Origin of the sequence: Pantoea sp. JZ29, from assembly GCF_035190385.1 — a bacterium.
Lineage (GTDB): Bacteria > Pseudomonadota > Gammaproteobacteria > Enterobacterales > Enterobacteriaceae > Pantoea > Pantoea stewartii.
This window is the reverse complement of sequence record NZ_CP045241.1, coordinates 3,451,479-3,471,603: the sequence shown is the minus strand read 5'-3', so window position 1 is coordinate 3,471,603 and position 20,125 is coordinate 3,451,479. Positions and strand designations below refer to the sequence as shown.

Sequence of the window (20,125 nt, the reverse complement as noted above, 5' to 3'; positions counted from 1 at the left end):
ATGGATATCTCTCAATTTTCGCAAATTAATCCGCCTCAGCGCCTGTTAATGGGCCCCGGTCCGATCAACGCCGATCCGCGTGTGCTGCGCGCGATGTCGAGCCAGTTGCTCGGACAATATGATCCGGCGATGACCCATTACATGAATGAAGTGATGGCGCTCTATCGCGGCGTGTTCCGCACCGAAAACCGCTGGACGCTGCTGATCGACGGTACCTCACGCGCCGGTATTGAAGCGATCCTGCTGTCGGCGATTCGCCCTGGCGATAAGGTGCTGGTGCCGGTCTATGGCCGTTTTGGTCATCTGCTGTGTGAAATCGCCCGTCGCTGCCGGGCCGATGTGCACACCATTGCGGTGCCGTGGGGAGAGGTGTTTACGCCCGATCAGATCGAAGATGCGATTAAAAAAGTAAAACCGCGTTTGCTGTTGACCGTACAGGGCGATACCTCAACCACTATGCTGCAGCCGCTGGCGGAGCTGGGGGCGATCTGCAAAAAATATGGTGTGCTGTTTTACACCGATGCCACGGCGTCGCTGGCGGGCAATGCGCTGGAAACCGATGCATGGGGCCTGGACGCGGTGTCCGCCGGCATGCAGAAATGCCTGGGTGGCCCGTCCGGAACTTCGCCGATCACGCTGAGCGATGAGATGGCAGCGGTGATCCGCCAGCGCAAATGCGTAGAGCAGGGGATCCGCACGGATGCGCACCAGGATGGCGATGACGAGATGATCTACTCCAACTATTTCGATCTCGGCATGATCATGGATTACTGGGGCCCGGAACGCCTCAATCACCACACTGAAGCGACCAGCGCCCTGTTCGGCGCGCGTGAATGCGCGCGTCTGATTCTGCAGGAAGGGCTGGATAACGGGATTGCGCGCCACAAGCTGCACGGCGAAGCGATGTTAAAAGGCATTCAGGGGATGGGGCTGGAAACCTTTGGCGATCTCAGCAACAAAATGAGTAACGTGCTGGGCGTAGTGATCCCTCAGGGCGTCAATGGCGATGAGGTCCGTAAGCTGATGCTGGAAGATTTCGGCATTGAAATCGGCACGTCGTTTGGTCCGCTGCATGGCAAAGTCTGGCGCATCGGCACGATGGGTTACAACGCGCGCAAAGACTGCGTGATGCAAACCCTGGCCGCGCTGGAAATGGTGTTGTCGCATGTCGGTTACCGCACGCCACAGGGCGCGGGCTCGCAGGCGGCATGGAACCACTACGGGAGCCATGCATGATGATGAATGCCAGCGAGGCTCAGGTTGCCGCCCGGCGCGTGATGGCGCGCTGTGATGCGCTGGCTGAGATCAGTGAAAGCGAACAAGGGCTGACACGGGTTTATCTGTCGCCGGAACACCTGCGTGCCAACGCGCGCGTCGGTGAGTGGATGCAGGCCGCCGGTATGACGGTCTGGCAGGATGAAGTCGGCAATATCTGCGGCCGCTACGACGCGGCCCAGCCTGGCGCACCTGCGCTGCTGCTGGGCTCGCATCTGGACACGGTTCGTAATGCGGGCCGCTATGACGGCATGCTGGGCGTGCTGAGCGCGATTGAAACCGTGCAGTGGCTCCACGATCGCCAGCGTCGCCTGCCCCTGGCCATTGAAATCATCGGCTTTGGTGATGAAGAAGGCACGCGTTTTGGCATTACCCTGCTGGGCAGTCGCGGCATTACCGGCACCTGGCCTGACAGCTGGCCGACCCATCCTGACGGCAATGGCATTACGGTGGCAGAGGCGATGCAGGATGTCGGCCTGGACGCCAGCCAGATCTCACGCGCCGCGCGTAACGTCAGCGACATCGTGGCCTATCTTGAACTGCACATAGAGCAGGGGCCTTGCCTGGAGCAGGAAGATCTCGCGTTGGGTGTGGTTACCGCGATCAACGGTGCCCGTCGCCTCAATTGCTGTTTCACCGGTGAGGCCGGTCATGCCGGAACCGTACCCATGGCGCATCGTAAAGACGCGCTGGCCGCTGCCGCAGAGTGGATGGTATTCATCGAGCATACCACGCGCGAGCAGACTTCACCGCTGGTCGCCACGGTGGGCACGCTGAACTGCGCGCCGGGCGCGGTGAACGTCATTCCGGGGGAGGTGCATCTGTCGCTGGATGTGCGTGGACCCGAGGACGCGCCGCTTGAATCGTTGCTGTCCTCGTTGCTGACCCAGGCGGAAGCCATTGCACTGCGTCGCGGTTTAACCTTTAGCGCGCAGGAGTATTACCGTATCGCGGCAACGGCCTGCGATGCCGGATTGCAACAGGCGCTGAGCCACGCGGTAGAAACCGTTCAGGGACGCTGCCTGGCGCTGCCCAGCGGGGCGGGTCATGATGCTATTGCCATTGCAGAGCGCTGGCCGGTGGGGATGCTGTTCGTGCGTAACCACCGCGGCATCAGCCACCATCCGGCAGAATCGGTGAATGAAGCCGATGTCGCGCCAGCGGTTCAGGCCTATTTGCAGACGATTTGCCACCTTGCGGAGCAGCATTAATATGGATCTGGATACCTTTAACCAGTTACCGGAAGCCGCTGCACAGCTTGCCCTGTCCCACTGCGTTGCGCTGCCGCACTGGCAGCTGGCGCTGGTGGCGGCCCGCCCGTTTCACAGCCTTGATGCCCTGCTGGCTGAAGCACAACGGCTGACACAGGACTGGCAGGAGGACGATCTGAATCAGGCGCTCTCCGCTCATCCACGTATCGGGGAAAAGGCGCAGGGCAGCGAGAAGGAAAAACAGTTGTCGCGTAGCGAACAGGCGGCCATGCAACACGCAGACGACGCGTTACATCAGGCCATGGTGCGGGGCAATCAGGCATATGAGGCGCGCTTTAACCGGGTATTTTTGATTCGGGCCAAAGGACGCAGCGCACAGACGCTGCTTGATGAACTCACGCGGCGGCTGGACAACAGCCCGGAAACCGAGCAACAGGAAGCCCTGTCGCAGTTGCGGGAAATCACCCTGCTGCGCTTAAAGGAGAGTTTTTCATGAGCACCATCAGCACTCACATCCTGGATACGGCGCTGGGAAAACCCGCGCCGGGCGTTGCCATGTTGCTGGAACAGCACACGGCACAAGGCTGGACTCCCTGTGCACAAGGCGTCACAGATAACGATGGTCGTCTGAAGGATCTGACACCTGAGCCACTTGCGCCTGGGCAGTACCGCCTCACGGCAGATATTGGCGCCTACTTTCGCGCGGACGGACGGGAAACCTTATACGTCAGCGCACAAATTGATTTTGTCCTCACGGAAAGCGGCAGCCATTACCACTTGCCCTTTTTGATATCCCCCTGGAGCTGGTCCACCTATCGCGGCAGCTGACGGGTCCATCGGGCGCAGCTTTTTTTTCGCTGCGCTTGAAAGCTAATGGCTATCAATACCTTCGGCCCATCCGACTATATTCCTGCTAACGCCAGGGTTATCTTAGCGATGACAATGTGAAGGCAACGGAGCCGATAATGAGCACGCCAAAAGATAATGATGTAGCCGCTTCAGGTAAATGTCCCTTTCATCACGGTAAATCGGAAGAAGAAAGCGTTCTGGCTCGTGGAGCCGGTAGTGGCACCAGCAATCGCGACTGGTGGCCAAATATGCTGCGCGTGGATCTGCTGAACCAGCACTCCAACCGCTCTAATCCCCTCGGCGAAAACTTCAACTACCGCGAAGAGTTCAGCAAACTGGACTATTCCGCACTGAAAGCCGATATCCGGGCGTTGCTCACCGACTCCCAGTCATGGTGGCCTGCCGACTGGGGCAGCTACATTGGTCTGTTCATCCGCATGGCGTGGCACAGTGCCGGCACATACCGCACTATCGATGGCCGTGGCGGCTCCGGTCGTGGTCAGCAGCGTTTCGCGCCGCTGAACTCCTGGCCTGACAACGTCAGCCTGGACAAAGCCCGTCGCCTGCTGTGGCCGGTCAAACAGAAATACGGCCAGAAAATTTCCTGGGCCGACCTCTATATTCTCGCGGGTAACGTTTCGCTGGAAAACTCAGGTTTCCGTACCTTTGGTTTTGGTGCCGGTCGTGAAGACGTCTGGGAACCGGATATGGACGTGGACTGGGGTAACGAAACCGAGTGGCTGGCCCACCGTCATCCCGAAAGTCTGGCTAACGCCCCGCTGGGCGCAACCGAAATGGGGCTGATCTACGTGAACCCAGAGGGGCCTGAAGCCAGCGGCGATCCGGCATCTGCCGCGCCAGCGATTCGCGCCACCTTTGGCAACATGGGCATGAACGATGAAGAGATCGTCGCGTTGATCGCAGGCGGGCATACGCTGGGTAAAACCCACGGTGCGGCGGCGGCCAGCCATGTTGGCGTCGATCCGGAAGCGTCACCCATCGAAGCTCAGGGCTTTGGCTGGAACAACAGCTACGGCAGCGGTGTCGGTGCCGATGCGATTACGTCGGGTCTGGAAGTCGTCTGGACGCAGACGCCAACGCAGTGGAGTAACTACTTCTTTGAGAACCTGTTTAAATATGAGTGGGTGAAAACCCATAGCCCGGCAGGGGCCATTCAGTATGAAGCCGTTAACGCAGAAGCCATTATTCCGGACCCGTTCGATCCTGAGAAAAAGCGTAAACCCACCATGCTGGTTACGGACCTGACGCTGCGTTTTGATCCGGAGTTCGAGAAAATCTCTCGTCGTTTCCTTAACGATCCGCAGGCCTTTAACGAAGCCTTCGCCCGCGCCTGGTTTAAACTGACGCACCGCGATATGGGGCCAAAAGCACGTTACATCGGGCCAGAAGTGCCGAAAGAAGATTTACTGTGGCAGGATCCGTTACCGCAGCCGACTCATCAGCCCACGCCAGCGGATATCAGTGAGCTGAAGGCGAAAATCGCGGCGTCAGGTCTGAGCGTGAGCCAGCTGGTTTCAGCGGCCTGGGCATCGGCATCAACCTTCCGGGGTGGCGACAAACGTGGCGGAGCGAACGGTGCCCGTCTGGCCCTGGCACCGCAGAAAAGCTGGGCTGTGAACGCCAGCGTGATTAACGACGTGTTACCGAAACTGCAGCAGATTCAGCAGGAATCCGGCAAGGCCTCGCTGGCTGACGTCATCGTCCTTGCGGGCAGCGTCGGTATCGAAATGGCCGCCGCCGCTGCGGGCGTGGCCGCGCAGGTCCCCTTTACGCCAGGTCGTGTGGATGCTCGTCAGGATCAAACCGATGTCGAATCCTTTAACGTGCTTCAGCCGCTGGCGGACGGGTTCCGTAACTACCGTCGCGTGAAAGGCGGCTCGTCAACCGAAACCCTGCTGCTGGACAAAGCACAGCAGCTGACGCTGAGCGCGCCGGAACTGACGGTGTTACTGGGTGGTCTGCGTGTGCTGGGGACCAACTTTGACGGCAGCCATCATGGCGTCTTTACTGACCGCGTCGGCGTCCTGAGTAACGACTTCTTCGTAAACTTGCTGGATATGCGCACCGCCTGGCGTGCGACCGACAGCAGTGAAGAGATCTTTGAAGGCCGTGACCGTCAGAGTGGCGAAGTCAGGTTCAGCGCCACGCGTGCCGATCTGGTGTTCGGTTCCAACGCCATCCTGCGCGCCCTGGCGGAAGTCTATGCCAGCAGCGATGCGAAACAGAAGTTTGTTGCTGACTTCGTGGCGGCCTGGACAAAAGTAATGAATCTGGACCGTTTCGACCTGCAATAACTGACTGAAGCGCCCCCGGCCTTGGCCGGGGGCGCTTTTATTCTGCCAGCGTAAAGCCATCCGCATCGCGCCACGCCGGAAACCGCTCGCGATAAGCCTGCAGATCGGCAAGCGACAGCGACGTCTCAACCTTACCTGCCGTAAAGGGCTCACCTGCAGCCAGCACCTCGCCTTGCGGTGAAATAATTCGGCTGTCCCCACTGTACTGATGTTGGTTGCCATCGCTGCCCACGCGATTGCAGCCCGCGACAAACGCCTGATTCTCAATCGCCCGGGCCAGCAGTAGCGCCTGCCAGTGCAGCGCGCGCGGCGCAGGCCAGTTGGCCACATACAACGCCAGATCGTAGTCATTTTGGTTGCGCGAAAAGACCGGAAAGCGCAGGTCGTAACAGATTTGCGGCAAAATGCGCCAGCCGCGCCACTGAATCACCGTGCGCGCCGTGCCCGCGACGTAATGCTGCTGTTCATCCGCCATGCGAAACAGGTGTCGCTTGTCATAGTGATGCAGCGTGCCATTCGGCTCAACCAGCAAAAAACGGTTCACGGCACCTGCTGGCGTTTGTATCGCGGCACTGCCGCCCACCAGCGCATTCGCGCGCTTCGCATGGCGGTGTAACCATGTCACGACCTGCTGTTGCGGCAGGGCCTGCTGTGCAGCCTCCATCGCAAAACCGGTGGTGAACATCTCCGGCAGAATAATCACATCCCGGTCTGTCATGTCAGCCAGCAGATTATCGAAATGGCGCAGGTTAGCCTCGCCATCCATCCACGTCAGCGGCGCTTGCAACAACGTAATGGCTAGAGACGACATAAGCGCTCCGCTGCGGCGTCGAGCGTCGCTTCCTGTTTTGCAAAGCACAGCCGGATCAGTTTGTGTGGGAAAGGCGCTTCACAGAAGACCGACAGCGGGATCGCGGCCACGCCCACTTCGCGCGTCAGCCACTGGCAAAACTGCACGTCATCCAGCGCCGATATAGCGCTGTAGTCCGCCAGCAGGAAGTAGGTGCCTTCGCACGGTAAAATGCGGAAACGGCTACGGCTCAGTGCCTGTATCAGCCGGTCTCGGCGCGCGCGATAGAAGTCGGGCAGCTCACGATAATGTTCAGGATGCTGGCGCAGCATATCGGCAATCGCCAGCTGAGCGGGTGTGTTGACGGAAAAAGTGAGGTACTGATGGATCTTGCGGATTTCTGCGCTGATCGCCGCGGGGGCGACGCAGTAACCCACTTTCCAGCCGGTCATGTGAAAGGTTTTGCCAAACGAGGAAACCGCCACCGCACGTTGACGCAGTTCGGGGTGCGCCAGCACGCTGGCATGACCGTCCTGGGCAAAACAGATGTGCTCATAAACCTCATCGCTCAGCACATAGATTTCCCGGTCAGCAATCGCCTGCCATAAGGCCGCATAGTCCGCCTGGTGCCAGACGCTGGCCGAGGGATTATGTGGCGTATTTAAGATAACCAGTCGGGTTTTATCGCTTAACAGCGCGGAGAACGCTGGCCAGTCAACTGCAAACGTGGGCGGCTGCAGGGTGAGGCGTTTCAGTACGCCGCCCGCCAGTTGCACCGCGGGCGCATAGCTGTCGTAACTGGGATCGAAGCAGATCACCTCGTCACCCGGGCGAACCAGGGCAGTGATCGCGGCATACAGCGCTTCGGTTGCGCCTGCGGTCACGGTGATATCGCTGTTCACATCGGGACGATAGTCGTACAACGCAGCGGTCTTTTCGGCAATGGCTTCGCGTAACGGTTGTGCGCCGGTCATGGGGGCATACTGATTGGCACCCTGACTGACATGATAAGCCAGCCTGTCCTGCAGGTAGCGCGGACCATCAAAATCCGGAAAACCCTGGGAAAGATTGATGGCGTTATGCTGCTGTGCCAGCGCGCTCATCTGCGTGAATATCGTGGTGCCGAGGGCGGGTAACTTGCTCTCAGGCGTGAGGATGGATTGCGTCATGATTAGGTTGCCTTACGCGCAAAAACGGTTACGGAGAAACGCTGAGTTGCTGCCACTATAAACAGGATGCTAGTATTTGGCAATCAAGACGCTTAGACGGCTAAAAGGAAGAGTAATGTCCGATTCTCATGCTTTAGATCAGCTGGTTGCCGCCTGTCACTGGATAGGTGCGAAGGGCTGGGCGCCCGCCACCGGCGGCAATATGTCGGTGCGCCAGGATGCGCATTTCTGCCTGCTCAGCGAGTCAGGCAAAGATAAAGGCAGCCTGACGCGGGATGACTTTATTCAGGTCGACATTGCCACCAGCCAGGCCCCCTCGGGTCGCAGGCCTTCTGCCGAGACCGCACTGCACACGCTGATCTACCGCCTGTTTCCGGAGGCGGGCGCAGTACTGCATACGCACACGGTCAATTCCACCGTTCTGTCGCGCGTAGAGCAGGGCGCGGCGCTACTGCTGTACGGCTATGAGATGCAAAAGTCGCTGAGCGGTCAGTCCACGCATGAGGATACCGTGGCGATTCCGGTGTTTGATAACCGCCAGGATGTTGCCGCGCTGGCGTCAGAAATTGAAGATTATGCAGCCCGTTTTCCGCTGCGTTACGGCTTTCTGCTGCGTGGTCATGGCCTGACCTGCTGGGGCAACGATGTGGCAGAAGCGCGCCGCCATCTGGAAGGGCTGGAGTTTTTATTTGAATGCGAACGTCAACGTCGCTTGCTGGAGAAGGCATGATTAAGGCCATTGTTACCGATATTGAAGGCACCACCAGCGATATCCGTTTTGTACATAACGTCCTGTTTCCCTATGCCCGTGCCCATCTGGCCGACTATGTGCGCCAGCATCAGGCGCAGCCCGCCGTTCAGGACGCGCTCAATGCCGTGCGTACGGAGGCCGGACAGCCCGATGCCGACGTCGACAGCGTGATCGCCATCCTGTTTTCTTACATGGATGAGGACCGCAAATCGACCGGCCTGAAAGCGCTGCAGGGGATGATTTGGCGCGAGGGCTATCTGAGCGGGCGTTTTACGGGGCACCTTTATCCGGATGTCCTGCCTGCGCTCACGGCCTGGCACGCGCAAGGCATTAAACTTTATATATATTCCTCTGGCTCGGTTGCCGCGCAGAAATTGTTATTTGGCTACAGCGATGAAGGTGATATTACTGGTTTGTTTAGCGGTTACTTTGATACCCACGTGGGCGCCAAGCGCGAGGTAACGTCGTATCAAAACATCGCGGCGCAAACGGGCTTGCCGGCCGGACAATTGCTGTTCCTCTCTGATATTCATCAGGAGCTGGACGCCGCCAGACAGGCTGGCTGGCACACGTTGCAGCTGATTCGTGACGCGGCGGATGATGACAGCCATCATCGTCAGGTCGCTGATTTTTCCCAGATTAACCCGGAGTCGATTTGAAATGAGTGCACTGACCATTTTTAGCGATAGCGATCCGAGCCAGCCGTTGTGGCACAGCACCGATCCCGAGGCGATCCGTGAGCGTCTGAACGCCAAAGACGTTCGCTTCGAGCGCTGGCAGGCAGACCGCGATCTGGGCGAGAATCCCGATGCGGAAACGGTGATCAACGCCTATCAGCACGCCATTGACCGCCTGGTCGCCGAAAAAGGCTATCAGAGCTGGGACGTCATCAGTATGCGGGCAGACAATCCGCAAAAAGACGTGCTGCGCCAGAAATTCCTCTCAGAACATACGCACGGTGAAGACGAAGTGCGGTTCTTTGTCGAAGGCGCCGGGCTGTTCTGCCTGCATCTGGACGGTGAAATCCTGCAGATCCTGTGCGAAAAGAACGATCTGATCTCGGTGCCCGCAGGCACGCCGCACTGGTTTGATATGGGCTCATCCCCGCATTTCACGGCGATACGTATTTTTGATAATCAGGAAGGCTGGATCGCCAACTTCACAGGCGACAGGATCGCCGATGCCTATCCGCGCCTGGCGTAATTATGACGGTGCGTTCTGCGGGCGGCTGAATCAGCCGCCCGTTTTGTTTAGTGTGGCTGAAAAACGCCAGCAGCCACCTGCGCCGGTGTGATCACGCCGGTATCCAGTACCCAACCACTGATGAGCGCCGCAGGCGTGACATCAAAGGCCGGATTAGAAACCTGCGCATCCGCGGGCGCCCACTGCACGCTGCCGAAGCTTCCCGACACACCGGTAACTTCACTGGCGGCACGCTGCTCAATCGGGATGGCATCCCCCGTCGGGCATTGACGATCCAGCGTGGTATGCGGCGCGGCAACATAAAACGGAATACCATGATAGTGCGCCAGTACCGCCAGGCTGTAGGTGCCGATTTTATTCGCCACGTCACCATTGGCGGCAATGCGATCCGCGCCGACCCAGACAGCATCAACCTTGCCCGCCGCCATCAGGCTGGCGGCCATCGAATCCGTGATCAACTGGTAAGGCACACCCAGCTCGCCCAGTTCCCAGGCGGTTAAGCGTCCTCCCTGCAACAGCGGGCGCGTTTCATCAACCCAGACATTGTGAACGTGGCCTTGTTGATGCGCACGCGCGATAACGCCCAGTGCCGTACCCACACCCGCAGTCGCCAGACCGCCGGTGTTGCAGTGGGTTAACAACTGACTGCCGGGTTTGACCAGCGCACTGCCGGCATCGGCGATGCGATCGCACAGCTGTTTATCCTCATGCACCAGACGCAACGCTTCTTCCACCAGGCTCGTTGCCATTTCTGGCTGCGCCAGCGCCTGTTTCATACGATCAAGGTTATTCATCAGGTTTACGGCAGTAGGGCGGGCGGCCCGCAGGGTGTCCAGCGATTGCGCCAGTTGCTCGCGTGATTCCCCCTGTTCTGCCAGCAGGGCCAGCAGCAGTGATGCAGATAAACCAATTAACGGCGCGCCGCGCACCCGCAGGGCATGAATATGGTCAACCAACTGCGCCACAGTATGGGCGGGCAGCCAGTTCTTTTGCTGAGGCAGGGCCTGCTGATCCAGTATCCAGAGCTGGTTGTTGCGAACCTGTAAGCTTGTGGTTTGGAATGTCTGCATTGTCGGTGAAATCCATGTTGCGTTGATGACGGATATTGTGCCAACATGCGTAACGGATGTATAGACGTCTGAACGGCTTGTTACGAAAGATTAATCAGCTCCGGCGCACACCGGCGTTTGTTGATGAGGAAAGGTCAATGTCGCAATACCGTACGTTCACCGCTGCTGATGCGGTTGAATATGCCAAACAGTTTGGTGGGCTGGAAGATCCCTCGGTTTTACGCAGTGCGGAAGAGATTGGTGATGGTAACCTCAACCTGGTGTTCAAAATTTACGACGGCCAGGGCAACAGCCGCATTGTGGTCAAGCAGGCGTTGCCCTATGTGCGCTGTGTGGGCGAATCCTGGCCGTTAACTCTTGATCGTGCGCGTATTGAAGCGCAGACGCTGGTCGAGCATTACAAATATTGCCCGCAGCACACGGTCAACGTCACGCATTACGATGCAGACCTGGCGGTGATGATCATGGAAGATCTGTCCAGTCACCGTATCTGGCGCAGCGAGCTGGTGAAGGGCGCTTACTATCCGGAGGCGCCGCGTCAGCTTGGCGAATATCTGGCCCAGACGTTGTTCCATACCTCAGACTTCATCCTGCATCCGCATGTGAAAAAAGCCGAAGTGGCGCGCTTTATCAATCCCGAACTGTGTGAAATCACAGAAGATCTTTTTTTCAACGATCCCTATACCGACCATGTGCGTAACAGCTATCCCGAGGCGCTGGAACCCCTGGTGGCATCGCTTCGTACCGATGAGGCGCTGCGCATTGCTGTCGCCGGGCTGAAGCACCGTTTCTTCAGTCATGCAGAAGCCTTACTGCATGGCGATATCCACAGCGGCTCCATTTTTGTGGCTGACGGTAGCTTAAAAGCGATCGACGCAGAGTTTGGCTATTTTGGACCGATGGGATTTGATGTCGGTACGGCATTGGGCAATCTGCTGATTAACTACTGTGGCTTACCAGGGCTGCTGCCGCCCCGTGAAGCCGCGGATGCGCGCGAGCAGCGCCTGAGCGACGTGCATGATGTCTGGCAGACCTTTGAAACGCGTTTTCTGGCGCTGGCGGAGAGCAAGACGCAGGATGTGGCCATGGCTTATCCCGGCTATGAGCAGGCGTTTCTGCGTAAAGTGTGGGCAGATACCATTGGCTATTGTGGCACCGAACTGATTCGCAGAACCGTTGGCATGTCGCATGTGGCGGACATGAAACTGATTCGGGATGAGGAGATGCGGACTGACTGCATTCGCAATGCGATTACCTTGGGCCGCACCCTGATTCTGGCGGCCGGGCATGTGGACGATGTGGATGCACTGATTGCCCGCATCCGTCAGGCGGGATAAAAAAAGGCCGACGTGATGTCGGCCTGATGGGTTATGCCGCCTCGCTGGGGCGCGCGGGCTTAGTCACATCCTGTCTGACCGGCACGGCCAGCGCATCGGGCTCAAACTCGTCCACGTTGATTGAACGCAGACGGCTCTCTTCGGCACGCTTCAGCACCTCTGCCTCTTTCTGATCGATCCAGCCCTGTTCCAGCGCCTGTTTAGCCAGCGCATCCAGGCGCGTAAACGAGAGGTGTTTGTTCTGCTGCTTGCACAGGCGATCGTGAATCACCTCAGCCGCCATCACATCCTGTAGCGCCTGCTCTAACTGGCCCGCCGGATTATGCTCGCTGGGAGCCAGATACTGACCACGACCTAAGCGCGTACGCGTCGCCGACGGCACCTGCAGCATTTTTGCCAGCTTATGATCCAGGCGATCGGACGGTGCCGGGCAGTGCTGACCACCGGCAAAGACCACCAGGCGCATGACGCCAGCGACCAGACGGTTCGGGAAGTTGCTCAGCAGATCGTCCATAGCTTTCTCGGCTTTGTGCAAGGCATCCTGCACGCCCCAGTGCACCAGCGGCAGATCGGCTTCATGACGGCCTTCATCCTCATAACGTTTCAGCGTCGCCGAGGCCAGATACAGCTGGCTCAGCACATCGCCCAGGCGCGCTGACATACGTTCGCGACGTTTCAGGCTACCGCCTAACACCGCCATGGACACGTCCGACAGTAACGCCAGATTGGCACTGATACGGTTCAGGTGCTGATAATAGCGACGGGTGGCATCACGCGTTGGCGCGGCGCTGGTGCGTCCGCCCAGAAGGCCCAGCCACAGGCTGCGCATCGCATTGCTGCCAACGTGGCCAATATGGCTAAACAGCGCCTTATCAAAGCCCGCCACATCATTGCTGGCGGCGGCCGCCATTTCCTGCAACACATACGGATGGCAGCGGATAGCACCCTGGCCAAAGATGATCATACTGCGGGTCAGGATATTCGCGCCTTCCACGGTAATGGCGATAGGGGCACCCTGATAAGCCCGGGCCAGGAAGTTGCTGTCGCCCAGCATGATACCTTTACCCCCGGCAATATCCATTGCATCGATAATTGACTGTTGGGCGCGGTGGGTACAGTGATATTTCACAATCGCAGACAGCACCGCAGGTTTCTCGCCCTGCATAATGCCGGTGGTAATCAGCGTCGCGGCAGCGTCCATCACGTAGGCATTACCGGCAATGCGCGCCAGGGGTTCTTCAATCCCTTCCATTTTACCGATAGACAGTTTGAACTGACGGCGGATATGCGCATAGGCGCCTGTGGCCAGCGCTACGCTTTTCAGGCTGCCGGTTGAGTTAGACGGCAGGGTGATTCCACGGCCCACCGACAGACATTCCACCAGCATCCGCCAGCCCTGTCCGGCCATTTCCGGGCCACCGATAATGAAATCGATCGGCACGAAAATATCTTTACCGCGGGTTGGGCCATTCTGGAACGGTACGTTAAGCGGGAAATGGCGATGGCCGATTTCCACGCCCGGTGTGCTGGTGGGGATCAGGGCGCAGGTAATGCCCAGTTCGTCTTTGTCGCCCAGCAGATGGTCGGGATCGGAAAGTTTAAACGCCAGGCCCAGCACAGTGGCAATCGGGGCCAGCGTAATATAGCGCTTGTTCCAGGTAAGGCGCATGCCCAGCACCTGCTGGCCCTGCCACTCGCCCATGCACACAACGCCCGTATCCGGAATCGCTCCCGCATCTGAACCGGCTTCCGGGCTCGTCAGGGCGAAACAGGGGATTTCATCGCCACGCGCCAGACGCGGCAGATAGTGGTCTTTCTGTTTTTCCGTTCCGTAATGTTGCAGCAGTTCGCCAGGGCCCAGTGAGTTAGGCACGCCCACGGTAATCGCCAGAATGCCTGAGACGCCGGCCAGTTTCTGCAACACGCGCGCCTGTGCATAGGCAGAGAACTCCAGGCCGCCGTACTCTTTCTTGATGATCATGGCAAAGAAGCGATGGGCTTTCAGATGCGCCCACAGTTCTGGCGGCATATCGGCCAGTTCATGGGTAATCTGGAAATCATTTGCCAGACGACAGGCTTCTTCTACCGGCCCGTCAAGAAACGCCTGTTCTTCCGGCGTCAGTCGCGGTTGCGGGTAGTTATGCAGTTTCTGCCAGTCGGGTTTGCCCTGAAACAGGTCGCCTTCCCACCAGGTAGTGCCCGCATCGATCGCCTCTTTTTCCGTACGAGACATCGGCGGCATCACCTGCTGAAAGCGGTGCAGCATTGGTTTGGAAAACAGGCTGCGGCGCAGGCTGGTGAGATTCAGCGGTAACAGGATAATCGCCAGCGGCACAAGCAGCCACGGCGTCCAGAGATGGACCACCGCCATTGCTGCGGTCCACAGCAACAGGATGACGCTGCTGAGCAGCAGCGAGATGCGGTGATAGAACAGTGCGCCAGTCAGCAGCACTGTCGCAAGAATCGAGACAACCATCATAATGAAGTGCTCCGTAAGTAGTAAGAGGTCTGACCTGTTATGATGAAGGTGTAATTCAGATGAGGGCATTTATCAATTTGTTTACATCGCAATTACAACCTGACTCACAAAATCAGCGAAAGCGCGAGCAACGCCCAGGCTGTGGTCGCGAAAAAGCGCGGCGCGAAAAGGATCCGGCGGCGTGATGCTATGCGTGCGTCAGCCATTCCGTTAAACTTGCTGCGATTACCCTCTCCTACAAAGGACAAGTCTATGTATCAGGACATTATTCGTTCAGAGCTCAACGAAGCTGCAGAAACGTTGAATAACTTTCTGAGTGACGACGCGAACATTCATACCATCCAGCGTGCAGCGGTGATGTTGGCGGACAGCTTCAAAGCGGGCGGCAAAGTGCTCTCCTGTGGCAACGGCGGATCACACTGTGATGCGATGCATTTTGCGGAGGAACTGACGGGCCGTTACCGTGAAAATCGTCCGGGCTACCCGGCGATTGCCATTTCAGACGTCAGCCACCTTTCCTGTGTGAGTAATGATTTTGGTTATGACCATGTCTTTTCCCGTTATGTAGAAGCGGTAGGGCGCCCGGGCGACGTGTTGCTGGGGATTTCAACCTCAGGTAACTCGGCTAATATCATCAAAGCCGTAGAAGCGGCGCGCGCCCAGGGGATGAAAGTGATCACGCTGACCGGTAAAGATGGCGGTAAAATGGCCGGCAGCGCGGACATTGAAATTCGTGTGCCCCATTTCGGTTATGCTGACCGTATTCAGGAGATCCACATCAAAGTGATTCATATCCTGATGCTGCTGATTGAAAAAGAGATGGTCAGGTAACAGCGTGTGTCGCCTCCTGACCGACAGGAGGCTTTTACTCTAAGGCGGTTGCTATGTGCGAATTGCTCGGGATGAGCGCTAACGTTCCCACCGATATTTGTTTTAGTTTCACCGGACTGGTGCAGCGCGGCGGCGGAACAGGGCCGCATAAAGACGGCTGGGGCATTACGTTTTATGAAGATAAAGGGTGCCGCACCTTTAAAGATCCCTTGCCGAGTTTTAATTCCCCCATTGCGCGCCTGGTGCAGGAATATCCCATCAAATCCCACTCCGTCGTGGCGCACATTCGCCAGGCGAATCGCGGCCCGGTTTCGCTGGAAAATACGCACCCGTTTACCCGGGAGTTATGGGGACGCAACTGGACCTATGCCCACAACGGACAACTGAAAGGTTACCGGCAACTGGAAACCGGCACGTTTCGGCCAGTGGGCGAAACCGACAGCGAAAAGGCCTTTTGCTGGATTCTGCATAAGCTGGCCACGCGCTATCCGCGCACGCCGGGAAACTGGCCTGCGGTCTTCCGCTACATCGGCGAGCTGGCGAGCGAGCTGCGGCAAAAGGGCGTGTTCAACATGTTGCTGTCGGACGGGCGCTATCTGATGGCCTTCTGCTCGACCAATCTGTTCTGGATCACCCGCCGTGCCCCTTTTGGCCGGGCACAGTTGCTCGATCAGGATGTGGAAATTGATTTCCAGAAACATACCGGGGCGAACGACGTGGTCACGGTCATTGCCACACAGCCGCTGACGGGGAATGAAACCTGGCACCGGATCGTGCCAGGCGAGTGGGCCTTATTTTACCTTGGAGAGCGCCAGGAACGACTGTGATGCCGCTTCGGGTTGGGTTATGACCGGGCTGCTGTTCATCACATATCTGCCGCTGGCGACATTGACTGTCGGCGGTTGATGATACTTCGCAAAGTAGACATAACCCGGCTGAAGCTGCTTCCAGAAATCCGCGTAGGTCGAATAACGATGGCGCTGCATGTTGCTGTCCGTCATGCGGAACGGATAAATTGCAATGTTCACTTCCTGCTGACCATTACGCAATGCCGCGTTCACATACGTGAAAATCTGATCCATATAGGCATTGGTCATGGCGTAGCAGCCAATCGACTTACAGTCGCCGTGAATCATCAGGTAGTTGCCGCTGTAGCCCTGGTCACGGTCGTATTGATTCGGAAAGCCAATATTAATCGCGCGATAGAAACGGCTGTCCGGTTTAAGCTGATTCAGTTTTACGCTGTAGAAACCTTCCGGGCTTTTAAAATCGCCTTCACGGCGTTTTGGACCCAGACCGCCCGAAAAATTGCAGATGCGGTAAGTATCCAGCAAGCGGTATTCGTTACCAATCTTGCCGTACAGCTCAAGTGTCCGCTCTTCCTTAAAGATCTGAATATAAACCGGCGTGCCGATTAGCTGTTTCTTTAACTCTTTACTCACAGGGGCCAGTTGCTGAACCGGCTCGGGAGTCATTGCCATGCTGAGGGCTGGCAGTAAAAGCATCGCAAACAGAAGTGCGATTTTGCCCATGCTGTGTATACCTTGAAGTGAAGAAGAACAATGGCGCGTTATGTGCGCCTCTGTTTGCATTATCGGAACTTTCCGCTACCGCAGCGCAACATTAAACATTGTCTGTTTTTTTAGCAATACAGCACGGCGCAAAATGTCTATTTCTTTGGCGGAATGACGCCAAAAATTTGTAAACTTTGTTTGTTATTGCAAGAAATATTGCACAAGCCTTTCCGGACTGTATACTTATCCAGTACTGGAGGGGCGATGCGTAAGATCATTCATGTTGATATGGACTGCTTTTTTGCGGCGGTGGAAATGCGTGACGATCCCTCATTACGCGATATTCCCATGGCCATCGGCGGCAGCCGCGATCGACGTGGCGTTATCAGTACCGCTAATTATCCGGCCCGCAAATATGGCGTACGCAGCGCGATGCCGACCGGTATGGCCTTAAAGCTTTGTCCGCATCTGCGTCTACTGCCCGGACGGTATGACGTCTATAAAGAAGCCTCCAGTCAGATCCGCGCCATCTTTTCGCGTTATACCTCGCTCATTGAGCCACTCTCACTGGACGAAGCCTATCTGGATGTCACCGACAGCCAGCACTGTCAGGGATCGGCCACGCTTATCGCGCAGGACATCCGCGCCACCATTTTTCGCGAAACGCAGCTCACTGCCTCTGCGGGCATCGCGCCCATAAAATTCCTTGCCAAGATCGCCTCCGATTTAAACAAGCCTGATGGTCAGTATGTGATTACACCGACCCAGATGTCCGATTTCTTGCTGGCCTTACCGCTGGCAAAAATTCCCGGTGTAGGAAAAGTTTCAGCAAAAAAGCTCGAAGAGCTGGGTCTGCACACCTGCGCGGACGTGCAAAAAGCCGATTTGGCGCTGCTGCTTAAGCGTTTTGGCAAGTTTGGCAGAGTGTTATGGGAGCGCAGTCACGGCATTGACGAACGGGGCGTGGTGGTTGAACGCGAACGAAAATCGCTGGGTGTAGAGCGGACGCTGGCTGACGATATCGACAGTTGGGAGCGCTGTCTGGAAATTATTGATTACCTCTATGCCGAGCTTGATCGTCGCCTGACGCAGATTCGACCCGATAAGCACATTGCTCGCCAGGGCGTGAAGCTGAAGTTTAGTGATTTCCAGCAGACCACTCAGGAACATGTCTGGCCCGTGCTCAATAAAGAGGACATGATTGCCGTGGCCCGTAAGACCTGGGACGAGCGCCGCGCCGGACGTGGCGTCCGGCTGGTGGGGCTGCATGTGACGCTGGTGGATCCGCAGCTGGAGAGACAGTTGCTGCTGGGATTATAGAGGGGGCGCTTTCGTGTTGAGTGGGGGGATTACGGTCGTACACCGGGAGTTTTCCGCCCGCCAGGCGATGGGGAGTTTCAGCCCGGCCGCCGTTCTTTTCTTAGCGAGCCGGATGCCATCAGAAAACCCCTGTCTGTGGGATCGTGTTACTGATTTAGTATGGTGTTGTCTGAGGATTTGTCTGTTTGCCCAAGGGGCGGGGGTGATTACGGTCGTACACCGGGAGTTTTCCGCCCGCCAGGCGACAGGGAGTTTCAGCCTGTCCGTGCAGGCGGCCGGGTTAAGGGGCTCGCGCCAGCCCCTTAACAATCCCGGCGGCCGCTCTTTCTTTAGCGCGCCGGATGCCGCCAGGAAACCCTTGCCAGTGTGATCGTGTTACTGATTTGGTTTGGTGTTATCTGAGGATTTTTCTTTTTGCCCGCGGGGCGGGGGAGATTACGGTCGTGCAGCGGGAATTTTCCGCCCGCCAGGCGATGGCAGTTTCAGCCTGTTCGTGCAGGCGGCCGGGTTAAGGGACTCGCGCCAGCCCCTTAACAATCCCGGCGGCCGTCAGCCGTCGCTGTTCCTTCGTCACTCACTGCGGCCTGACGGACCGTCCGGATGCGCCGTCCCTGGCGCAGCCGTCCTCTGCGCGGTATCCCTGCCGCTCCGTCCTGGCCTCCGTTCCCTCCTCAGCGCGCCGGATGCCGGCAGGAAACCCCTGCCTGTGGGATCGTGTTACTGATGTGGTGTTGTCTGAGGATTTGTCTGTTTGCCCAAGGGGCGGGGGTGATTACGGTCGTACACCGGGAGTTTTCCGCCCGCCAGGCGACAGGGAGTTTCAGCCTGTCCGTGCAGGCGGCCGGGTTAAGGGGCTCGCGCCAGCCCCTTAACAATCCCGGCGGCCGCTCTTTCTTTAGCGCGCCGGATGCCGCCAGGAAACCCCTGCCTGTGTGATCGTGTTACTGATGTGGTGTTGTCTGAGGATTTGTCTGTTTGTCCAAGGGGCGGGGGTGATTACGGTCGTACACCGGGAATTTTCCGCCCGCCAGGCGACAGGGAGTTTCAGCCTGTCCGTGCAGGCGGCCGGGTTAAGGGGCTCGCGCCAGCCCCTTAACAATCCCGGCGGCCGTCAGCCGTCGCTGTTCCTTCGTCACTCACTGCGGCCTGACGGACCGTCCGGATGCGCCGTCCCTGGCGCAGCCGTCCTCTGCGCGGCATCCCTGCCGCTCCGTCCTGGCCTCCGTTCCCTCCTCAGCGCGCCGGATGCCGGCAGAAAACCCCCGGCCTGTCAGTCCTGGTTTCTTTTAAAAGCGGGTGTTGTCTGTTTGAATGTGTTCAGTGAGGCTTAAAAAGAGCAGACTTGATAAACGGGGAGTGCTTCAGAACCCACAAGAGCAGGTTTTGCGATTACTTACAGCGGCACCGGAAGTGGCTTTAACACAGAGATAGTGAAGCGGGTGTTTGGGGCGGCCTTCCCACCCGCTGAGCGGATGAGGGATTTCCGGATGAGCCGACAGGACGTCGGCGAGAGCCGGGCCGCGCCACGGATGGCGCGTCCTGGCGGTCCGCAGAAATCCTGAAGCAGCGAAGGCACCGCGAAGCGGCGGGTGGGCAGGACGGGAGCCCGGGGTCAAGGGGCCGCGGCGGCTGGCGGCCCCTTGTCGGTCGCCCGCACCGGGCTGGCTGAAACTCCAGGCCGCCTGGCGAGCGAAACCCCCTCAGCGCTTTATAAGCTGTCAGCGACTCAAACCTTCTCAACGCCTGCTCGCGCAAGCATCACTGCAACTCATTATCGGTATCCAAAGGAATAAAAACGCCTGAGCAGGCGAAAATCTCAAAGCGGGGGAGTTGGGCGGCCTTCCCACCCGCTGAGCGGATGAGGGATTTCCGGATGAGCCGACAGGACGTCGGCGAGAGCCGGGCCGCGCCACGGATGGCGCGTCCTGGCGGTCCGCAGAAATCCTGAAGGAGCGAAGGCACCGCGAAGCGGCGGGTGGGCAGGACGGGAGCCCGGGGTCAAGGGGCCGCG

17 protein-coding genes are annotated in these 20,125 nt (G+C 58.0%); 12 read left to right on the top strand and 5 right to left on the bottom strand.

Features of this window, described 5'->3' with window-relative positions; translation table 11 throughout:
* The 5 genes from GC090_RS16190 (at position 1) to katG (ending at position 5,650) form a co-directional block, all read left to right on the top strand.
* The gene (locus tag GC090_RS16190; RefSeq protein WP_006118030.1) at positions 1–1,236 is read left to right on the top strand and encodes a (S)-ureidoglycine--glyoxylate transaminase; all 1,236 of its coding nucleotides are present in this window, start codon (positions 1–3) and stop codon (positions 1,234–1,236) included.
* Entirely contained in the window at positions 1,233–2,486 is a 1,254-nt protein-coding gene (gene hpxK, locus GC090_RS16185; protein WP_324020402.1) for an allantoate amidohydrolase, read from the top strand. Before GC090_RS16190 ends, hpxK begins: the two co-directional genes overlap by 4 nt.
* 1 nt (position 2,487) lies before the next feature.
* Positions 2,488–2,982, top strand: a complete 495-nt coding sequence (gene uraD, locus GC090_RS16180) for a 2-oxo-4-hydroxy-4-carboxy-5-ureidoimidazoline decarboxylase (RefSeq protein WP_324020401.1) — start codon at positions 2,488–2,490, stop codon at positions 2,980–2,982.
* On the top strand, positions 2,979–3,314 hold the full coding sequence (gene uraH / locus GC090_RS16175) for a hydroxyisourate hydrolase (protein ID WP_006118033.1): 336 nt from the start codon (positions 2,979–2,981) through the stop codon (positions 3,312–3,314). Before uraD ends, uraH begins: the two co-directional genes overlap by 4 nt.
* Before the next feature lie 137 nt (positions 3,315–3,451).
* Positions 3,452–5,650, top strand: coding sequence for a catalase/peroxidase HPI (gene katG, locus GC090_RS16170; protein WP_324020399.1), 2,199 nt, complete (start codon positions 3,452–3,454; stop codon positions 5,648–5,650).
* Positions 5,651–5,687: 37 nt separating this feature from the next.
* Here katG and GC090_RS16165 read toward each other — a convergent pair whose 3' ends face one another.
* Both GC090_RS16165 and GC090_RS16160 read right to left on the bottom strand, forming a co-directional pair.
* Complete coding sequence (locus GC090_RS16165) at positions 5,688–6,461, bottom strand: amidohydrolase (protein WP_324020398.1); 774 nt, start codon at positions 6,459–6,461, stop codon at positions 5,688–5,690.
* The gene (locus GC090_RS16160; protein WP_054688098.1) at positions 6,449–7,609 is read right to left on the bottom strand and encodes a pyridoxal phosphate-dependent aminotransferase; all 1,161 of its coding nucleotides are present in this window, start codon (positions 7,607–7,609) and stop codon (positions 6,449–6,451) included. Before GC090_RS16160 ends, GC090_RS16165 begins: the two co-directional genes overlap by 13 nt.
* A gap of 115 nt (positions 7,610–7,724) precedes the next feature.
* Between GC090_RS16160 and GC090_RS16155 the strand changes: the two genes are divergently transcribed.
* The 3 genes from GC090_RS16155 to GC090_RS16145 are packed head-to-tail and all read left to right on the top strand — an operon-like array spanning position 7,725 to position 9,563.
* Positions 7,725–8,339: a methylthioribulose 1-phosphate dehydratase gene (locus GC090_RS16155; RefSeq protein ID WP_006118037.1), complete on the top strand. Its 615-nt coding sequence runs from the start codon at positions 7,725–7,727 to the stop codon at positions 8,337–8,339.
* Complete coding sequence (mtnC, locus tag GC090_RS16150) at positions 8,336–9,019, top strand: acireductone synthase (protein ID WP_006118038.1); 684 nt, start codon at positions 8,336–8,338, stop codon at positions 9,017–9,019. The genes GC090_RS16155 and mtnC overlap by 4 nt, the downstream gene beginning before the upstream one ends.
* A gap of 1 nt (position 9,020) precedes the next feature.
* Positions 9,021–9,563 (top strand): 1,2-dihydroxy-3-keto-5-methylthiopentene dioxygenase, encoded by a 543-nt coding sequence (locus GC090_RS16145; protein ID WP_039338570.1) that lies wholly within the window; start codon positions 9,021–9,023, stop codon positions 9,561–9,563.
* Between the two features lie 47 nt (positions 9,564–9,610).
* On the opposite strand, the gene mtnA is transcribed toward GC090_RS16145, so the two are convergent.
* Positions 9,611–10,633 (bottom strand): S-methyl-5-thioribose-1-phosphate isomerase, encoded by a 1,023-nt coding sequence (gene mtnA / locus GC090_RS16140; RefSeq protein ID WP_324020395.1) that lies wholly within the window; start codon positions 10,631–10,633, stop codon positions 9,611–9,613.
* Between the two features lie 137 nt (positions 10,634–10,770).
* Here mtnA and mtnK point away from each other — a divergent pair, with 137 nt between their 5' ends.
* The gene (gene mtnK / locus GC090_RS16135; RefSeq protein WP_324020393.1) at positions 10,771–11,970 is read left to right on the top strand and encodes an S-methyl-5-thioribose kinase; all 1,200 of its coding nucleotides are present in this window, start codon (positions 10,771–10,773) and stop codon (positions 11,968–11,970) included.
* Between the two features lie 31 nt (positions 11,971–12,001).
* Here the strand turns inward: mtnK and fadE are convergent, their stop codons facing one another.
* Positions 12,002–14,449: an acyl-CoA dehydrogenase FadE gene (fadE, locus tag GC090_RS16130; protein ID WP_324020391.1), complete on the bottom strand. Its 2,448-nt coding sequence runs from the start codon at positions 14,447–14,449 to the stop codon at positions 12,002–12,004.
* Positions 14,450–14,701: 252 nt separating this feature from the next.
* Here fadE and lpcA point away from each other — a divergent pair, with 252 nt between their 5' ends.
* Complete coding sequence (gene lpcA, locus GC090_RS16125) at positions 14,702–15,280, top strand: D-sedoheptulose 7-phosphate isomerase (RefSeq protein ID WP_039338565.1); 579 nt, start codon at positions 14,702–14,704, stop codon at positions 15,278–15,280.
* Positions 15,281–15,333: 53 nt separating this feature from the next.
* Entirely contained in the window at positions 15,334–16,107 is a 774-nt protein-coding gene (locus GC090_RS16120; protein ID WP_006118044.1) for a class II glutamine amidotransferase, read from the top strand.
* Here GC090_RS16120 and dpaA read toward each other — a convergent pair.
* Positions 16,072–16,812 (bottom strand): peptidoglycan meso-diaminopimelic acid protein amidase, encoded by a 741-nt coding sequence (gene dpaA / locus GC090_RS16115; protein WP_033738547.1) that lies wholly within the window; start codon positions 16,810–16,812, stop codon positions 16,072–16,074. The genes GC090_RS16120 and dpaA overlap by 36 nt on opposite strands.
* Positions 16,813–17,058: 246 nt before the next feature.
* On the opposite strand from dpaA, the gene dinB reads away from it, so the two are divergent.
* Positions 17,059–18,114 (top strand): DNA polymerase IV, encoded by a 1,056-nt coding sequence (dinB, locus tag GC090_RS16110; RefSeq protein ID WP_058708247.1) that lies wholly within the window; start codon positions 17,059–17,061, stop codon positions 18,112–18,114.
* Positions 18,115–20,125 lie beyond the last annotated feature (2,011 nt).

Coding starts and splice junctions, on each gene's coding strand:
- GC090_RS16190 (WP_006118030.1), top strand. CDS start 1: ATGGATATCTCTCAATTTTCGCAAATTAATCCGCCTCAGCGCCTGTTA.
- hpxK (WP_324020402.1), top strand. CDS start 1,233: ATGATGATGAATGCCAGCGAGGCTCAGGTTGCCGCCCGGCGCGTGATG.
- uraD (WP_324020401.1), top strand. CDS start 2,488: ATGGATCTGGATACCTTTAACCAGTTACCGGAAGCCGCTGCACAGCTT.
- uraH (WP_006118033.1), top strand. CDS start 2,979: ATGAGCACCATCAGCACTCACATCCTGGATACGGCGCTGGGAAAACCC.
- katG (WP_324020399.1), top strand. CDS start 3,452: ATGAGCACGCCAAAAGATAATGATGTAGCCGCTTCAGGTAAATGTCCC.
- GC090_RS16165 (WP_324020398.1), bottom strand. CDS start 6,461: ATGTCGTCTCTAGCCATTACGTTGTTGCAAGCGCCGCTGACGTGGATG.
- GC090_RS16160 (WP_054688098.1), bottom strand. CDS start 7,609: ATGACGCAATCCATCCTCACGCCTGAGAGCAAGTTACCCGCCCTCGGC.
- GC090_RS16155 (WP_006118037.1), top strand. CDS start 7,725: ATGTCCGATTCTCATGCTTTAGATCAGCTGGTTGCCGCCTGTCACTGG.
- mtnC (WP_006118038.1), top strand. CDS start 8,336: ATGATTAAGGCCATTGTTACCGATATTGAAGGCACCACCAGCGATATC.
- GC090_RS16145 (WP_039338570.1), top strand. CDS start 9,021: ATGAGTGCACTGACCATTTTTAGCGATAGCGATCCGAGCCAGCCGTTG.
- mtnA (WP_324020395.1), bottom strand. CDS start 10,633: ATGCAGACATTCCAAACCACAAGCTTACAGGTTCGCAACAACCAGCTC.
- mtnK (WP_324020393.1), top strand. CDS start 10,771: ATGTCGCAATACCGTACGTTCACCGCTGCTGATGCGGTTGAATATGCC.
- fadE (WP_324020391.1), bottom strand. CDS start 14,449: ATGATGGTTGTCTCGATTCTTGCGACAGTGCTGCTGACTGGCGCACTG.
- lpcA (WP_039338565.1), top strand. CDS start 14,702: ATGTATCAGGACATTATTCGTTCAGAGCTCAACGAAGCTGCAGAAACG.
- GC090_RS16120 (WP_006118044.1), top strand. CDS start 15,334: ATGTGCGAATTGCTCGGGATGAGCGCTAACGTTCCCACCGATATTTGT.
- dpaA (WP_033738547.1), bottom strand. CDS start 16,812: ATGGGCAAAATCGCACTTCTGTTTGCGATGCTTTTACTGCCAGCCCTC.
- dinB (WP_058708247.1), top strand. CDS start 17,059: ATGCGTAAGATCATTCATGTTGATATGGACTGCTTTTTTGCGGCGGTG.